This window comes from Xanthomonas sp. WCS2018Noco2-27 (assembly GCF_031843525.1).
Lineage (GTDB): Bacteria > Pseudomonadota > Gammaproteobacteria > Xanthomonadales > Xanthomonadaceae > Xanthomonas.
In genome coordinates this window covers 1-16,039 of record NZ_JAVTIK010000014.1, presented here as the reverse complement: position 1 = coordinate 16,039, position 16,039 = coordinate 1, and the positions used below count along the sequence as shown (strand labels likewise).

The following is a 16,039-nucleotide window of genomic DNA, read 5'->3' as shown; positions in this document are numbered from 1 at the left end:
CTTACTCCTGCATCACCACCGGAACCGACGGGCCGACCACGCTGGCCAGATTGACCACGTCCCAATTGGTCAGACGCACGCAGCCGTGCGATTCGGTCTTGCCGACATGGCCGGGTTCCGGTGTACCGTGCAGCCCGTAATGCGGTTTGGACAGGTCGATCCACACCCGGCCAACCGGATTGTTCGGGCCTGCCGGCAACGTGGCTTTTTGATCGCCTTTCTTCGCGTCCCAGAACAGCTTGGGGTTGTACTTGAACACCGGTTCGCGCGAGATGCCCAGGATCTTCCAGCGCCCGATCGGCAATGGATCATGCTTGCTGCCCGACGACACCGGAAACTGCGCATAGACCTTACCGTCGGCATCGAACAGGCGCAGCGTCGAGTCGGATTTGTCTACGATCAGCTTGGCCGGTTTGGCCAGCGGCGCAACGCCGTCGATGTTGGGAACCTGGATCACGCCGCCGGCCTTGCTCAACTCCACGCCGGGGTTGAGCTGGCGTAGCAGCGCCGGGTCGGCGTGGAAGCGCTCGCCCAGGGACTCATCCACCGAGGTATAGCCAAGCGAAGGCAGCTTGGCTTGCTCTGCGGGACCCTTGGGAATCGGCTGGAACGGGCCGGCAACGTCGGCATCGGTGAGTGTGTATTGCACCAGCGCCGGCGTGCTGTCGGCCTGCAATGCCTGCCAGGTGGCGTCGTCCAGTTCGCCGGTCACCTTGATGTTGTGCGCGGCCTGAAACCCGGACACCGCGCGCTTTTGATTCGAGCCACGTTCGCCATCGATCTGCCCCGGCGAAAAATGCGCGCGGTCCAGCAGTACCTGTGCATGCAGATCCGAGCGTGCGCCGGTCGCGACGGCCTTTCCGGCAGGCGTAGCCGTCGGCGCAGGTGCGGTAGCAGGCGCGGCTTGCTGTGCCTGTGCCAGCGCAGACAGCGAAGCGCTCAACGACAGAGCGAGCAAACAAACGCGAGCGTAAGAGCGTGATGGCATGTGCAGATCCGGGAAAGGCATGCGCGCACCTTGCCCGACCGGGCTGCGCTTTCTGCGTGAAATGGCTGCACGTTGACTGACTTGAGATGTGGTATCGCTGCGGCCAGTGGCCAATCACGACGATACGGTGCTGCGTTGCGCGACCGCCTGCGCGACACCGCCACGTTGCGCGCGGTGTCGCGGACAGGTGTGCATGTGCAAGTCCGCTCCATCTGCCGGAAATCGACCGCCTGCCTCATTCGCAGATAATCGCCCGCTGACCTGTGCGCCCACGTCCGAGCGCACGCATTTGGCCGCGTGCCGCACACGCTTGGTCGTCAGTAGGTATAGCCCAGTGTCAGCAGGTACGCCCGCCCGGTCTGCACATAAGCGCCATCGGCGCCGGGGTCGTAGGCCATGTAGCGATCGGACTTGCCCTGGGTTTCGTAGAACGTGGCGGCGTTGAGCAAGTTCTTGGCCGACACGCCCACGTCGACGTGGTGCGGCAGGTGATAGGTGGCGCTGAAGTCCAACGACTTGACCGGCTGCAGGTAGTAATTAAGCTGGTCGCTGGTCAGCCCCAGCAATTGCAGGCCGGTGTAGTGGTAGCTCAGGTCTGCGCGCAGGTGTGCATCGTCGTAGAACAGATCCAGGTTGTAGATGCGCTCGGGGGCACGCGGCAACCAGGTTTTTTCCGGCTGATCGGCCCGTTTGCTGTCCGCCTCGCTGCGCTGCAGAGTGAGGTTGGCGGTGACGCCAAGGTTGCTCCAGATGCCCGGCAAGTTCTGCAAACGCTTGCTGCCGGCCAGCTCCAGCCCGTATAGCGTGGCGGTGCCGCCGTTCTGCGGCATGGTCACCGGCACGCCGTTTTCGAAGGTCGTGCCGGTGGGCACCAATCCGCCGAGTGTGTTGTCGTTGCTGGTGGCCGACTGCGAGGTGTAGATGAAGCCGGTGATGCGCTTGTAGTAGGTCGAGGCGCTGAGCACGCCGCCGTTGTGGTCGTAGAACTCGGCCGACAGATCGGCGTTGTCGGCCTTGCTCGGCTGCAGATCGGGGTTGGGTTTGGAAATGCCGACCACGCGCTGGGTGTCGTCGATGGTGTACACCGTCTCGCCGGAAATCAGGCCAAAGGCCGGGCGGCTGAAACTGCGGCGTAGCGAGGCGCGGTAGACCGTAAGATCGTCGGGCCGATAGTTGATGCTGATGCCGGGCAACACTTGCCCATACGTGCTGCCGGTGCCGACGAAATTGCCGCTGTTGCCGTCGCCGCTGGATTGCCAGGAATCGGCCGAGTAGCGGGTCAACTCATAGCGCACGCCGGGCAGGATGCTGACCTGGCCGATATGCAGTGCGGCCATCGCGTAGCCCGAATAGATCGCTTCGGTGCTGGAGGTGGTGTTGGCGTTGTAGTCGTTGGCGGTATAGACGCCCGCGCCGTTCGGGTCGTCGATGTATTTGTAGGGCAGTGCTTGTGCGCGCATCCAGTTGCGGTCCAGCAGCTTGAACGGACCTGCGTAATGCCCATCGAAGGCGTTGTAGGTAAGACGGCCGGGAATGGCGCTCAGCGGCGGTCCGCCAGCGGTGGGGAAGGCGTAATTGGGGCCACCGAAGTACGGCCCGTTGGTGACGAAGTTGCCATCCTTGTGGAAGAACGGGTGATCGTAAGCGCCGCGGCCGGAGTGATCGGCAGACAGACCGACCTTGACGCTGTCCAGCACATCGCCATCGACCTGGTAGGTGATATCGGTATGCGCATTGATGCGGTTGTCGTGACTGCCGGCATCGTGGCCTTGCACTTTCCACAGCAGCGACGAATCCAGGTTGTAGAAGAAGTCCTTCAACGCCGCCGCGCTGGGGCCGATGCCGGGGTAGGTCGGGTCGCTGAGGTCGAAGGCGAAGCTACCCGGGGTAAAGCCATACAGACTGGCCGACACATAATCCGGCCGGCTGCGCGTACCACGCCCCACCGAAGCGCCGTAGTCCAAGCGCAAACGGTCCAGCGTGGTCTGCCCGCCAAGCTGCAAGGTCGCCAGCTTCTCGTCGATGTCGTGGGTATTGAAATAGCCGCCGCGCACCGCCGTGGGTTGGTTGAGATAGGTTTCCAGGCGCGCACTGGATTGATCCTGCTGCCCGGTGACGCCATAGCTGCCGTAGATGGCGCGCGCATAGAGTGCGCTGGTGTCGCCTTGCCAATCGAGCGACAGGTTGCCGCCATAGCGTTCGATCTGGCTGGTGTACACGCTGTATTTGTAGCGCGTGCTGTTCAACGGGCCGACAGCGCGCAGATCGGTTGCATTGGCCAGTGCGGGATCGGCCGGCACGTATTTGCTGTTGGGCGCCGGTGCCTGCGCCATGTTGTTGTTCTTGCCGTAATAGGCCGATGCGTAGACGCCAAACGCATGGTCGCTACCGAATTTCCAGGCGATTTCCTGCTGGAACGTGCCGCCGGTGTGCTTGCCGCCCAGGTGCGAGGCCAGCGTGTTGAGCTGCCCTTGCGCGGTGCTCTTGGCATACACGTCCTGGTCGAAATCGAACGCGTTGGGCGTACGCATGTCGATCGCACCGCCAATCGCATCGCCGGGCATGTCGGGTGTGGGCGACTTGGACACCTGCACCGACTGGATACCGAACGGCGCCAGCATGTTCAATGAGATCGCGCGCGTCGACGCATCGGTTTCCGGCATGCCGAAGCCGTTGAGCGTGTACGCGTTGTAGCTGGCGTCCATGCCGCGGATGCTGACGTAGGCGTTCTCGCCGGTGGTGGCCTGGCCCAGATGCATATCGCTGTACGACGACAGACCCGGCAGATGCGCCACGACATCGGCGATGCCGCCCGAAGGGATGGCGTCGATCTGCTGCTTGCTCATCACGCTGTTGACGCTGCTGGACAGGCGTTGCTCGTTGAGCGAGCCGGGCGTGGCAGCATGCTTGGCCTGCACGTTGACCGAATCCAGCGTGGTGGTAGCCAGCTCGGGCGTCTCGGCCAATACGGGTGCAGACAGCACCAGTGCGATGGCGCAGCTCAGGCGATGGAGGGTGCGGGGAGTGTGCATACGGGGGGCTCGTGTAAGAGCAGCTAACAAACCTACTGTGCAGTCGTCAGGCGGGCGCGTCCGGTGCTCGGTGCGGCATGTACCACGCGTACACGCCGGTTCCTCCGCGCCGTCCACACCCATCTGACGACTGCTCGCTACGTTTTGTTAGCCGCTCCAAGTGAAAGGAACGTCTGGCCGTGACGCGGGCGCAGGCGTGCAGTGCCGATGCCTTCCATTGCGGCGGGTCTGTGTTTGCATCTATGCGATGTGCGCCAACGCCAGTGGCGCCGATCAGTGACTCAGATCGACGCCCTTGCAGTACGTTGGCGGCCGCTGCGGATTGCAGCGCGCCACCGCATCGCCATCCAAGCGCACCTCGTAACCGGTATTGGCCGGCTCGTGTGCGGGAAAGTCGGTGCTCAGCAGCTGCGCACCACTGGCCAGCATGCTGTCGCGGCGGGTGGTGTCGTGTTGCTGTGCTTCTTTGAGGTCTGCATCGGTTCGCGTGCGCACCAGGTAGCCTGCTTTCACCAGCTGCGTGATCGTGTCGGCAGGCCCGTCGTTGAGTTCGGTGAATGCGGCATCGTCTTCGCCAGGCACGGCATTGGTGAAACAGACCCGGCCACGCAGCGACGGATGTCCCGGCAGATAGCTCGCACCGGCGGTACGTTGGTCGAGCAAAAACACCACCTTGCCGCGCGTCTCGGCCAGCGACGGCCAGCCATGCGCAAGCACCGCCGCGTTGAGCGTGCGCGCGCTGCCACGCACCTGGTCGGGGCTGACGTATTCGCCCGGTCCAAAGACCGAGCGCAGTTCTGCATCCAATGCATCCATGGCCATTGCATCGAACGGCTCAGGCTGCACGCTGGGAAAGCCCAGCTGCACAGGCGCCTGCTTGGTTTCCAGCAGGATGAAGATCGGCACGTGCCCGGGGTGTTGCCTGGACCAGTCGCGCACCTGCTGCAGGCAGGCGATCAGCGGCTGGCACGTGCTGCGTTGGTCAACGTCCTGCACGTGCAGGACCTTGAAGCCGGGTGTGTCCATCACGCCCGCGGGTGCGCTGGCCGGTGCTGGCGGCAGCCCGGCCTTGGCAATCTGCGCGGCGATCGCCGGGTGTGCGTAGCGACCACCCTGGGCATCGGCAAACACGTCCAGTTCCAGCTGCCTGACGCCATCGTCCAGCTGTTGCGTCAGCGGCGGATGGCGGTAATCCAGTGCCGCGAACAACGCGGGATTGAGCTGTTTCAGCAGTGTGGCTTCGCTGGGTGCAAACCCGGCGTGGTAGCTGTTGTGGCTCCCGACGTATTGCAGGTCGGTGAGGCGCGGCGCAGCAGCTAGCGCAAGATTGCTGATGAGCAAGGCGGCAAACAGTGCAGCGTGCGGCAGCTTGCTTCGTTCGATGCGCGACTGCTTCGCTTTGCGGTAAATGGCTGAACAACGTGCGGGAAAAACCGAAACAAAACCCATGCGGCGACACCAGGAAACAAGGTGGTCGCCATCATCCGGGCGTAGCTTGACGCACATCTTTCCGCAGTGTTGCCGTCGTGCGTCAGTCGCTTCGATGCGTGCAGGCGAATCTAGTGAATCACTAAGAGCGGCTAATAAAACGTAGCGAGCCGTCGTCAGGTGGGTACGGACGGCGCACTCAAAACCGGAATGCACGCGTGGTACATGCCGCACCGAGCACCGAGCACCGACTGCGCCTGCCTGGCGGTGAGCGCAGTCCTTTTGTTAGCCGCTCTACATGACTAGTTTCATCGTGGTGTTGTTTGGCGCAACGCATAGGCCAGCAATCGTGCCTGGAGACGCTCCCCCATCGTGCGCGGTGTGTCCAATGCCATGCGCTGCAGGCAGGCCGTGTCATCAGCCGTGTCGGTAGCGCGCGATGTCACCGCACGCGCCAGCGTCGCCAGCATCGCGCCCTTGCTGGCGGTGGCACGTTTGAGCCATGTCAGTGCGCGTAGCAAGCGTTGTTCGACCGCGGTGAAATCGCTGCCAAGCGGATAATCGGGCAGGCTGCCATCGCGTCGAAATGGCGCCATCGCCTGTTCAAGCGCGTCGGGCGTGTTGCGTTGTGCGCGGGCTGGCAGCACAGGTGCCGTGCGCAGCTTGCGTGACTGGGCGGCCTGCGCAAGCAGCGCGTCCTGAAAGCGCGCATCGCAGATGCCGGCCATTTCCAGCACGCACTCCTGATCGGTCTTGTGGCGCAGATCGGCGATGCCGTACTCGGTGATGTAGATGTCGCGCAGATGGCGGGGAATCGTGATGTGGCCGTAACTCCAGCGCACATTGCTGGCGGTCTTTACGCCGGCATCGCGGGTGGCGCGCAGCATCAAGGTGCTGCGTGCCTGCGGCAGGGCGTGCGCCATTGCGACAAAGTTGTATTGCCCGCCGACGCCGGAGACCACGCGACCGTCTTCCAGGCCGTCGGAGACCGCCGCACCGAGCGCGGTGGCCATCATGCAGGAATTGAAGAAGCGTGCATCGCGGCGCTGCAGCCGCTCCAGTGCTTCATTGCCGCCATACAGCTGATTGATCTCGCTGATGCGTCGCATGCCGATGGCATTGCGGGTGTCGGCATCCAGATCGCGCAGCCATTGATAGAAGTCCGGCGAGCCGAGATAGAACGCGCCGTGCAGGAACTCGCCTTCGGTTGCCAGGCGCGCATGATCGGCGGCATCAGCGCTGCCATCGGCGATGCGCTGCATCAGCGGTAGATCGTCGTGCACCTTGCGGCGAATCACGCCGCTGTCCACCAATTGTTTGAAGCCTTCGTTGAGCATTTCGCTGCAGCCATACAAGCCAATCGCAAACGGCTCAAGGCCGCCGCTGGCACACACGCTGGGGTGCGCCTCCAGGGTTGGGTCCAGCGCCTGCAGCACGCGGCGATAGGTCGCATTGTCGGTATGCCGCAGTACCAAGGCATGACTCAATGCGTCGGCCAGCGTGCCGATGCCGATCTGCAAGGTGCCGCCATCGCGCACCAGCGTGCTTGCATACAGGCCGATGGCGTAATCGACGGTCGTCACCGGTTGGCGCGGCAGGCCGAACAGACGCGGCGAAGGGCCGGGTAGGTCGATGATCAGATCGAAGAACGCTGCATCCACCGCGGCAGCGCCACCCATCCACGGCAGCTGCGGGTCCACTTCGGCCACCAGCAGCGGGCGTGGCAGGCCCAATGCCTGCACGGCGTCCAGCGTGTCCTGGGTGATGTCGTTGTTGCACGACAGCGACAGCCGCGTACCACCGGGTTCGCGCGCGACTTTCTGCACGATCAGATTTGGCGCGCGCTGCGCCACTGCGGCCGCGGCATGCGTGTAATTCAAGCTGGTGTAATCGGCCTGCGCCTGCGTGGACTGCAGCAGACCGCCGGACTGCATGTAGAACTCTTCCACCTGCACATGCGCCGGCAAGGCATCGCGCAACATGGCATCGACATATGCAAGCCGCGGGAAGTCCTCGCCGAAGTGACGTGCGATAAATGCAGCCGCAAAGCGCGCCTCAAGCCCCTTGCCCGGCCTGGGCGGATTGAGCGACAACGCGGTATACAACGCCAGCGGACGTGCGGGCGTGTTCTCGATCTGCGCGTACAAGGCATTCAACAGCCGATGCGGCTTGCCGATGCCCAGCGGTGCACCCACCCGCAACGGGCCGTCGATGCGTTGCAGGATCCGTTGCACGGCGGAGGAGAGGTCGGTGAGATGTTCGGTCATCCGTGCAGGGTAGCCGAGCCGATGCGGCGCTGCCCGCCTTGCAGTGCGTGTTCGCCAATGGTGGTGCCGCCGGAACGCCATGCAGGCATGCCGCTTGACAGGCATTCGGTTTACGCATGTAATCGCAAAAAATTACGGATGTAATCGCATGTCGATCAGCGATGCGGAAGCGGTGGTGATGCAGGTGCTCTGGGACCATGCGCCGCGCACGGCGGACGAGGTGGTTGCCGCGTTGGCGCAGACCCATTGGGCCGAGCCCACCGTCAAGACCTTGCTCAACCGGTTGCTCAACAAGGGCGCCATCGCAGCGCAAAAAGAGGGGCGCAAATACCTCTATACGCCGCTGCTCCAGCGCGACCACTGGGTGCAGCAACAAAGCGAAGGGCTGCTGCAACGTCTGTTCGGTGGGCGGGTTGCGCCGCTGGTGGCGCACTTCAGCGAACGCGGAAAGCTCAGCGCCTCCGACGTTGCCGAATTGAAGCGTCTGCTCAAGGAGTTGGACGATGAGCCCTGATGCGCTGATGTGGCTGCGCGCCACGCTATACACCACGGTTGCGTTGCTGGCGTGCCTGCTGCTGCGCCGTTCGCTGCGCACCTGGCTGGGCGCCACGGCAGCCTATGCACTTTGGGCGAGCGTGCCGCTCGCGTTGCTGGCGGCGGTGCTGCCTGGCCCGCCAGTGGGTGCGGTGGTAGTGCAGCTGCCGGCGCTGGCTGCTATCCCGTTCGCATCAGATGCCGGCACTGGCGCGCCAGGTGTGCAGCAATGGCTGATCGCAGTGTGGCTGGCGGGCGCCGTACTGAGCGCGGTCATCATGTGGCGTGGCCAGCGGCGCTTCATGCGCAGTCTCGGTGCGCTGTATGCGTTGGACAAGACGCTGTGGCTGGCCACGCATGATGTCGGTCTGCCGGCCTCGCTCGGACTCTGGCGTCCGCGGATTGTGCTGCCGATGGATTTCACCACGCGCTATAGCGCCGACGAGCGTGCGTTGATCCTGGCCCACGAGCGACTGCATCTGCGCCGTGGCGATCTGCACGCCAACCTGCTGGCGACCGTGCTGCTGTGCATCGGCTGGTTCAATCCGCTCCTGCATGTGGCATGGCGTGCATTCCGGCTGGATCAGGAGTTGGCGTGCGATGCCGCCGTGCTTGCGCGCCATCCGGACAAGCGTCGCAGCTATGCAGGGGCGATGCTCAAATGCCAACTGGGCGACAGATGGTCGCCGTTGGCGTGCCACTGGGCCGCGATGCATCCGTTGACGCAACGCATCGCCGCGCTACGTGCGCCTGCGCTGAAGGTGCGGCGTGCACGGTGGAACGTGCGCATGGTGATGTTGGTTGCAGCCGTCGCCACTCTTGCCAGTTGGGTCATCCAGCCTGCGCGTCTGAGCGCGACACCGACGCCAGGCAATGCAGTGGATTTCAGCACGATGCCGCCGCCCCGCTATCCAGCCGAAGCGATCGCTGCAAACCTTGCAGGCCTTGTCGAGTTGCAGATCGACGTCAGCCCAAGCGGCGCACCCGACCACGTCGTGATCGTGCACAGCCAGCCAGCCGGAGTGTTCGATCAGGCCGTGCTAGAGGCAGCGCGTCACTGGCGCTTCAAGCCCGCGATTGCAGACGGCAAGCCAGTAGCTTCCCGGGTGCGTGTGCCGGTCCGGTTCGAGATGGATCCGCCGGAACAGGCGGGTGCGTCTAGCGACGCGAGCGGTGATGAGCGCCTCGCTTCGCAATCCAGTCGCACCGATAACTGCGTGGCATCCGCAGGATGCGCAAAACAAGGTGCACTGCAATGAAGTACGGTCTGGCATGGTGCAGCCTCGTCGCTCTGAGCCTGTGCGGATGTGCAACGCAGCGCATGGCGGAGCAGGAGCGTAGCCAGCGTGAGGATTCGGTAGATCAACGCATGCTGTCGCCGCAATCAGGTGGTGGTGGCGCTGCTGCGATAGCCTCGTACACGCTGGCGGAAACGCAGCGGTTCCGCATGCCGCGCGCCTTGCGCAGCGAGACCCCGGTACTGCCGGCCGATTCGCCACGTCAGACCTTGCCGCCAACCACGGTATGCGCGCACGTGATTCTTGCCGAAGACGGCGCAGTGCAACGCGTGGACCCCCTGTCCGATCGCGACGAGTGCGTGGCCGGGCGACTGCCGGAGAACACCGACCTGCTGCAGGCTGTGCGCACGACCGTGCAGCACTGGCAATTCGTGCCGGCCGCACTGTGCACGTATGCACCGGGTGTCGCACAGCCTGCGGCACTGGATGATTGCAGCGGCGCGACGCATGAGGAGCCGGTACCGGTGACGTTGTCATTCGCGTTTACCTTCGAAGTGCGGCAAGGCAAGGTGAGCGTGCGTACCGGCAAGGTTGTGCAATGAAGGGTCGTGATTGCGACGCGTGATCTGGGCGTGCGTGGTGACAGCTGTCGTGCAGCAGTGATGTTCAAACGGTCATCCTATAGGCGCTGGTTTAGCTAAGAGCAGCTAACAAAACGACTGCGCTCACCGCCGCGAGCGCGTCCGGTGCTCGGTGCGGCATGTGCCACGCGTAAACTCCAGCTCCTCCGCGCCGTCCACGCCCACCTGACGACTGCTCGCTACGTTCTATCGGCCGCTCTATGGCGCGGCAATCATCCACAACGTGCAGACGATAACTCGCGGATCACCGTGATGGGTGTCGGCTCAACACGAGTGCTTGCCGCATACAGCGGACAGTCCGCACCGCCGCCGTATCGCCCATCAACGTCTCACTCCAACACATGCACGCTGTCGGCAATGCGCTGCACTTCATCCGGGTTGTGGCTGACGTACAGCATCGGCAGACGGATCTCGTCGCGCACGCGCTGCAGGTAAGGGATCAATTCTTCGCGGCGCGCCTGGTCCAGTGCAGACAACGGTTCGTCGAACAACAGGATGGCCGGTTGCGACAGCAAGGCGCGGCCGATGGCCACACGCTGCGCCTCACCACCGGACAGGTTGCGCGGGCGGCGATGCAGCAGCGGGCCGATGCCGAGCAAGGCCACCACGTCGTCGAATCCGAACGGCGCCGCACCGCGCGCGTGTCGACCATAGTGCAGGTTGCGCCGCACATCCAGATGCGGGAACAGCCGCGCATCCTGAAATACATAGCCAATGCTGCGTCGATGCGTCGGCACGTCCACGCCCCGCGCGTGATCGAACAGACAGCGCCCATCGATGCGGATATGCCCGGCCTGCGGACGCATTAGGCCGGCAATCGCATTGAGCACGCTGGTCTTGCCGGCACCGGAGGGGCCAACCAATGCCACCACGCGTGCGTCGTCCTGGATACGGATACGTCGCTGAAAATGGCCGCGTTGCAGGTGCAGATCCAGATCCAGCATCACTCGTCCTCGCGTCGGTACTGTCTGCGCACCAACCACTCGGACAACAACAGCGCCGCCAGCGAGATCGCCAGCGCCACGCCGGCCAGGCGCCAAACGCCCGATTCCATGCCCGGCACCTGCATCAAGCCGTAGATGGCCGACGACAGCGTCTGCGTTTCGCCGGGGATATTCGACACGAAGGTGATTGTGGCGCCGAATTCGCCAAGCGCCTTGGCGAACGCCAGCACCATGCCGGCCACCAGGCCCGGCCATGCCAGCGGCAGGGTGATGCTGAAAAATACCCGCCACGGGCCAGCGCCGAGGGTTGCGGCGGCCGCTTCCAGGCGGCGGTCGGTGGCTTCGATCGACAGCCGGATCGCGCGCACCATCAACGGGAATCCCATCACCGCGCAGGCCAATGCCGCACCGGTCCAGCGAAACGCAAACTGCACACCGAGGTGTTCCAGCAGCCAGCTGCCGATCGGCCCCTGTGTGCCCAGCATCACCAGCAACGCATACCCGGTGACCACCGGCGGCATCACCAGCGGCAGATGCAGCAATGCGTCCAGCAGCGCCTTGCCCGGAAAGCGGCGCCGCGCCAGCAGCCAGCCGCAGGCGATGCCCGGCGGCAGGCTGGCAATGGCGGCAACCAGCGCGACCTTCAGGCTCAGGCCGATCGCGGTGACTTCTTCAGCGGTGAACATCGACAGGCGGCGTGCCTCAATCCTTCAACGAAAAGCCGCGACGCACGAAGATCGCCTTGGCCGGCTTGCTGCTCAGCCACTGCACGAACTTGGCGGCATCGGGCGTGCTGCTGTTTTTCAGGGCCGCCACCGGATACACGATGGCGTCGTGGCTGTCTGCGGGAAAGGTGGCGACCACGCGCACCTTGGGGTCGGCGCGTGCATCCGAGCCATAGACGATGCCCAGCGGCGCTTCGCCGCGCGAGACCAGCATCAGCGCGGCGCGCACGCTCTCCGATTCGGCCAGGCGGTTGCTCAGCCCATCCCACTGGCCCAGTTTGCGCAGCGAGGCGGCGGCGTATTTGCCGGCCGGCACGCTGTTGGTCTGGCCCACTGCCAGGCGTCCATTCTCGCCAAGCGCCTTGACGATGGCGCCGGGTGTGCGTGGATCCACCCGCACCTTACTGGTGGCCGGTGCGATCAGCACCAGCGTATTGCCGAGCAGGTTGCGGCGCTGCGCCGGCACGACCAGGCCGCGCTGCTGCAGGTAGTCCATCCATTCCAGGTCGGCCGAGAAAAACACATCCGCCGGTGCGCCTTGTTCGATCTGCCGCGCCAATGCGGAACTCGCCGCATACGACACCCGCACCGGCGTACCGGAGGCTTTTTCATAGGCGGCGGCGGCCTCGTCCATCGACTCCTTGAGACTGGCGGCGGCGAACACGGTGACCGGCGGGGTCTGCGCAGCGGCCAGGACGGGCAAAGCGAGCATCAACGCACACAGGGCGCGCTGCCAGAAACCGATCGTTCGCATGGGAATGTCCAACCGAGGGAAGGCACCGATCATAGCGGCTGCGCCCGACCGGCGTGGCGAACGCCAACGGGCGCTACGGAGCCACGTCCTCGCAGCGGCCCGCCTGAAGGTTTGCCTGTAATGCGGGCCGGATCAGTTTCGGCTCGGGCAGGGTAGCGTCGCGTGCCTGCCGTTGGGCGACGAATGCTTCGACATCGACGCCATCGCGCACATGGACATTGCTGCGCCGCTGCTCACCAATGGTGGTCTGATGCGCCACTGCCCGGCCACCGGGGCCGTAGTCATGGCAGACGAATACGCGGGTGTCGTCGGCAAGTGCGTACAGGCGCTGGATCGATGCGTACAGCTGCCGCGCATCGCCGCCGGGAAAATCGCAGCGCGCCGTGCCCGCGTCGGGCATGAACAACGAATCGCCGGGAAACAGCGCATCGCCGATCAGATACGCAATGCTGTCGCTGGTGTGCCCGGGCACCGCAATGACGCGCACCTCGATGCCGCCAAGCAGAAAGCGTTCGTCATCGGCAAACAGATGGTCAAACTGCGAACCATCGGGGCGAAAGTGCTGCGGCAACGCATAATGCGGCGCTAGCGTCTGCTGCACCTGGCAAATTCCCTCGCCGATCCCGACCCGCGCCTGGGGCCACTGTTGCTTCAACCACTGCGCGGCCGACAGATGATCGGCATGCGCGTGGGTTTCCAGCAACCAGTGCACGTGCCAGCCGCGTTGCCGGATGGCATCGACGATGGCCTGCGCGGCGTGGGTCCTGATGGCGCCGGTGTCCGCTGCATAGTCCAGGGCCGGGTCGATCACCGCCGCCGCGCCGGACGCCGTATCGGCGACCACGTAGGTGAAGGTGCTGCTGTCGGCATGGAAGAACGCAAGAACCTCGGGCTGCATCACTGTCTCCACGTTAGGGAGTGGCCAACGCGGCGTTGAGGACGGCGGCCAGTCGGTCGCCCGCCAGTCGCAACTGCGTCTCGGCAATCGGACGATATGTGGCGATGTAGCTGGCCGGCAACACGTGCGCTGCCGGATACACGCCCGGCGTGACGGCGATCTTGCACGACGCTTGCGCCCAGGCCGCAGCCGGCGGCGGCAGCGCGGGAGAGACCGCCGTGGCCGCAGGCAGCGCCAGCAGGCGTTGCAGGTAGGCATCGTCGCTGAGGTGGCTGTCGTTGAGCATGCCGCTATCCCACAACGCATGCAGGTTGCTGCCCTTGCCGTCGACCTGCAGCTGGAAATCGTTGCCGCCCTTGTCGTGCGCATAACCGGCGTGCATTGGCTGATGGATATCGCCGACAAAATGCACCACAAACTTCAACGCCTGACGGCGCGCGTCCAGCGGCTGGCGACGGTCGGCAAGCACGGCAGTCTGGCGGTCGAGTGCAGCGATCACGCAGTTGCCATCCGGGCAATCGCGCGCCGGCGCATAGCCGCAGTCGTGTTCGGCGAGGTTGACGTAATGCCACGGCCCCGAGCGCTTGCCCAGATCAGGATCGTGTTCGCGCAATTCATCGGCCCAGCTCGCGACCCCATGCAATGTAGGGTCCGGCTCGCCGGCAAGCAATTGCGCCACTTGCGCGCGCGCCTGCGGGCTCAATTCGGTTTCGGCAACGCGCGCCACCAGACGGTGGCCCTGCGGGCCCCAGGCGAATGCGGTGACGGGCTGGATGGCCGCGGTCAGCGCCACGGCAAGCACAACAAGAGAGGGGGAGAACGTCTTCATCCCCCGATTGTACGCAACCGTCCGGGACGGTTTGATGGCTGTTGTTGCCACGTCGCCGCGCATCAACGCGACGGTGGCAGCGCGATCAGTAATAGACCAGGTACGAGATGCCATAGGTCAACGGATCGACCCGCGCCTTGCCAAGCCGCGCGCCATTGAAATCGACATTGCTGCGCGAATTGGTCCAGCGTGCATCCACGCGCAGCCCGCTGCGGTCGTTGAAGATGAAGTCCACACCGACATGCGCGGTGGCACCGACCGAGTCGCCAAACCGCAGCTCGCTATTGCCGAACGCTTGCTCGGTGTCTTCACCCAGGAAGGTGGTGTAGTTGATGCCCACGCCAACGAACGGCGACACCGTGCCGTAGCCATTGATGTGGTACTGCAACAACACGCTGGGCGGCACCGACCAATAGCTGCCCACCTTGCCGACGCCTTCCAGCTCGAGATCGTGCTTGCCTGCCACGGCGGCATGCACCTCGATACCGAGATTGTTGCGGATGAAGTATTCGTAGGTGAACGACAGCGCGGGCGCGCCCTTGATCACGGCGCGTGCGCCGCCGAAGTTGCCGCTGTCGGACTTGGGCGAGACATAGCCCGCGCCGTAGCCGGTCGTCCAGTGGCCGGCCGACTGTGCAAGCACGGGAGTGGCCGAAGCGGCCAATGCGATGGCGAGGGCGGTGCGGATGAACATGCTCATGGAATCCCCGGTAGGTCGGACAGGCGTTCGACGTGACTAACCTGTCCGCAACTCCGGCGGTGGATGCACGTCCCTGGACGTCAAGTGTGCCAGAGATGCACCGGGCTTGCTGCTGTGACTTAGAGTGGCTAACAGAACCTAGCGAGCAGTCGTCAGGTGGGTGTGGGCGGCGCGCTCATAACTGGCATGTACGCGTGGTACATGCCGCACCGAGCGCCAGCCGCACCCGCCTGGCGGTGAGCACAGCCCTTTTGTTAGTTGCTCTTAGAACCGGTAGACGTACGCCGCGCCGTAGACCAGCGGGTCGATGTTGACCGTGCCGATGCGGGTGCCGTTGAGGCGTGCTTCGCTGTCGATGTCGATCCAGCGCGCGTTGACGCGCAGCGCGCCGCGCTCGCTGAGCTTGAAGTCCAGGCCGGCATGCAGGGCCAGGCCCCACGAATCGTCCAGTTCCAGCTGGCTACCGGCCAACGCGCCGCGGGTGTCGGTGCCGAAGAACCGCGTGTAATTGATGCCGGCGCCGACGAACGGCGACACCTTGCCCTGGCTGTTGAAGTGGTACTGCAGCGACACTACCGGCGGCAGATGCTTGGTGCTACCGACGCGGCCCAGCCCACGCAGAGCGATGTCGTGCTCGAACGGCAGCGCTGCCAGTACCTCGATGCCCAGGTTGTCGGCGATGAAGTACTCCGCGGTAAAGGTCGGTTTGATGTCCTTGCCCACGTCCGCTTCGAGCGTGCCACCGACCAGGCGGCCATTGTCGGATTTAGGAGCAACCTGGTGCGCGCCGACGGCAACGGTCCAGTCGCCTTTGGATTGAGCCAGTGCGGGGACGCTGGCAAGGCTGGCGGCCAAGCCGGCGAGCAGAAGGGTAGAGCGCATACGCATAGAGATTCTCGTTGTGTGCAGGGGTTGGACGAAGTCTTGTAGGTTTGCGCGGCTGCCGCCTTGATCCTGATCAAACCAAGGCCACTACGCGCCGGGGCATCGCGATGCGGGTGGTCATGCGTGGACTGCAGCGTCGCTGCGCAATGGCAGCAGCGCTGCGCGCCGTGGCGGTC

At 64.5% G+C, this 16,039-nt stretch carries 14 protein-coding genes and 4 other RNA genes; 5 read left to right on the top strand and 13 right to left on the bottom strand.

Annotation, left to right across the window (positions count from 1 at the left end; translation table 11 throughout):
- Position 1 precedes the first annotated feature (1 nt).
- Together RQH86_RS18620 and RQH86_RS18615 are read right to left on the bottom strand one after the other, a co-directional pair.
- Positions 2–931 (bottom strand): L,D-transpeptidase, encoded by a 930-nt coding sequence (locus RQH86_RS18620; protein ID WP_193552914.1) that lies wholly within the window; start codon positions 929–931, stop codon positions 2–4.
- Positions 932–1,305: 374 nt separating this feature from the next.
- Positions 1,306–4,020, bottom strand: coding sequence for a TonB-dependent receptor (locus RQH86_RS18615; RefSeq protein WP_311240338.1), 2,715 nt, complete (start codon positions 4,018–4,020; stop codon positions 1,306–1,308).
- Between the two features lie 77 nt (positions 4,021–4,097).
- Between RQH86_RS18615 and RQH86_RS18610 the strand changes: the two genes are divergently transcribed.
- Positions 4,098–4,173, top strand: a non-coding RNA gene (locus RQH86_RS18610) — sX9 sRNA.
- A gap of 120 nt (positions 4,174–4,293) precedes the next feature.
- Here RQH86_RS18610 and RQH86_RS18605 read toward each other — a convergent pair.
- From RQH86_RS18605 to RQH86_RS18595, 3 genes are all read right to left on the bottom strand, one after another.
- Positions 4,294–5,469, bottom strand: a complete 1,176-nt coding sequence (locus tag RQH86_RS18605; protein WP_311240339.1) for a phosphatidylinositol-specific phospholipase C1-like protein — start codon at positions 5,467–5,469, stop codon at positions 4,294–4,296.
- A 129-nt stretch (positions 5,470–5,598) separates the two neighbouring features.
- Positions 5,599–5,675: non-coding RNA, sX9 sRNA (locus tag RQH86_RS18600), on the bottom strand.
- 81 nt (positions 5,676–5,756) lie between these two features.
- Positions 5,757–7,715 (bottom strand): acetyl-CoA hydrolase/transferase C-terminal domain-containing protein, encoded by a 1,959-nt coding sequence (locus tag RQH86_RS18595; RefSeq protein ID WP_311240340.1) that lies wholly within the window; start codon positions 7,713–7,715, stop codon positions 5,757–5,759.
- Positions 7,716–7,863: 148 nt separating this feature from the next.
- On the opposite strand from RQH86_RS18595, the gene RQH86_RS18590 reads away from it, so the two are divergent.
- From RQH86_RS18590 to RQH86_RS18575, 4 genes are all read left to right on the top strand, one after another.
- Entirely contained in the window at positions 7,864–8,229 is a 366-nt protein-coding gene (locus RQH86_RS18590; protein WP_115554478.1) for a BlaI/MecI/CopY family transcriptional regulator, read from the top strand.
- Positions 8,219–9,508: a TonB family protein gene (locus RQH86_RS18585; protein ID WP_311240341.1), complete on the top strand. Its 1,290-nt coding sequence runs from the start codon at positions 8,219–8,221 to the stop codon at positions 9,506–9,508. Before RQH86_RS18590 ends, RQH86_RS18585 begins: the two co-directional genes overlap by 11 nt.
- Positions 9,505–10,089: a hypothetical protein gene (locus RQH86_RS18580; RefSeq protein WP_311240342.1), complete on the top strand. Its 585-nt coding sequence runs from the start codon at positions 9,505–9,507 to the stop codon at positions 10,087–10,089. The genes RQH86_RS18585 and RQH86_RS18580 overlap by 4 nt, the downstream gene beginning before the upstream one ends.
- Before the next feature lie 158 nt (positions 10,090–10,247).
- Positions 10,248–10,323, top strand: a non-coding RNA gene (locus RQH86_RS18575) — sX9 sRNA.
- Between the two features lie 134 nt (positions 10,324–10,457).
- Here RQH86_RS18575 and modC read toward each other — a convergent pair.
- From modC to RQH86_RS18535, 8 genes are all read right to left on the bottom strand, one after another.
- Entirely contained in the window at positions 10,458–11,072 is a 615-nt protein-coding gene (modC, locus tag RQH86_RS18570) for a molybdenum ABC transporter ATP-binding protein (protein WP_311240343.1), read from the bottom strand.
- On the bottom strand, positions 11,072–11,758 hold the full coding sequence (modB, locus tag RQH86_RS18565; RefSeq protein ID WP_311240344.1) for a molybdate ABC transporter permease subunit: 687 nt from the start codon (positions 11,756–11,758) through the stop codon (positions 11,072–11,074). The genes modC and modB overlap by 1 nt, the downstream gene beginning before the upstream one ends.
- A gap of 16 nt (positions 11,759–11,774) precedes the next feature.
- Positions 11,775–12,551: a molybdate ABC transporter substrate-binding protein gene (gene modA / locus RQH86_RS18560; protein WP_311240345.1), complete on the bottom strand. Its 777-nt coding sequence runs from the start codon at positions 12,549–12,551 to the stop codon at positions 11,775–11,777.
- 73 nt (positions 12,552–12,624) lie between these two features.
- Entirely contained in the window at positions 12,625–13,449 is an 825-nt protein-coding gene (locus RQH86_RS18555; protein WP_311240346.1) for an MBL fold metallo-hydrolase, read from the bottom strand.
- Positions 13,450–13,462: 13 nt separating this feature from the next.
- The gene (locus tag RQH86_RS18550; protein WP_311240350.1) at positions 13,463–14,236 is read right to left on the bottom strand and encodes a S1/P1 nuclease; all 774 of its coding nucleotides are present in this window, start codon (positions 14,234–14,236) and stop codon (positions 13,463–13,465) included.
- Positions 14,237–14,363: 127 nt separating this feature from the next.
- The gene (locus RQH86_RS18545; protein WP_311240347.1) at positions 14,364–14,978 is read right to left on the bottom strand and encodes an OmpW family outer membrane protein; all 615 of its coding nucleotides are present in this window, start codon (positions 14,976–14,978) and stop codon (positions 14,364–14,366) included.
- 126 nt (positions 14,979–15,104) lie between these two features.
- Positions 15,105–15,181, bottom strand: a non-coding RNA gene (locus tag RQH86_RS18540) — sX9 sRNA.
- Positions 15,182–15,242: 61 nt separating this feature from the next.
- Complete coding sequence (locus RQH86_RS18535) at positions 15,243–15,866, bottom strand: OmpW family outer membrane protein (protein WP_311240348.1); 624 nt, start codon at positions 15,864–15,866, stop codon at positions 15,243–15,245.
- Between the last annotated feature and the right edge of the window lie 173 nt (positions 15,867–16,039).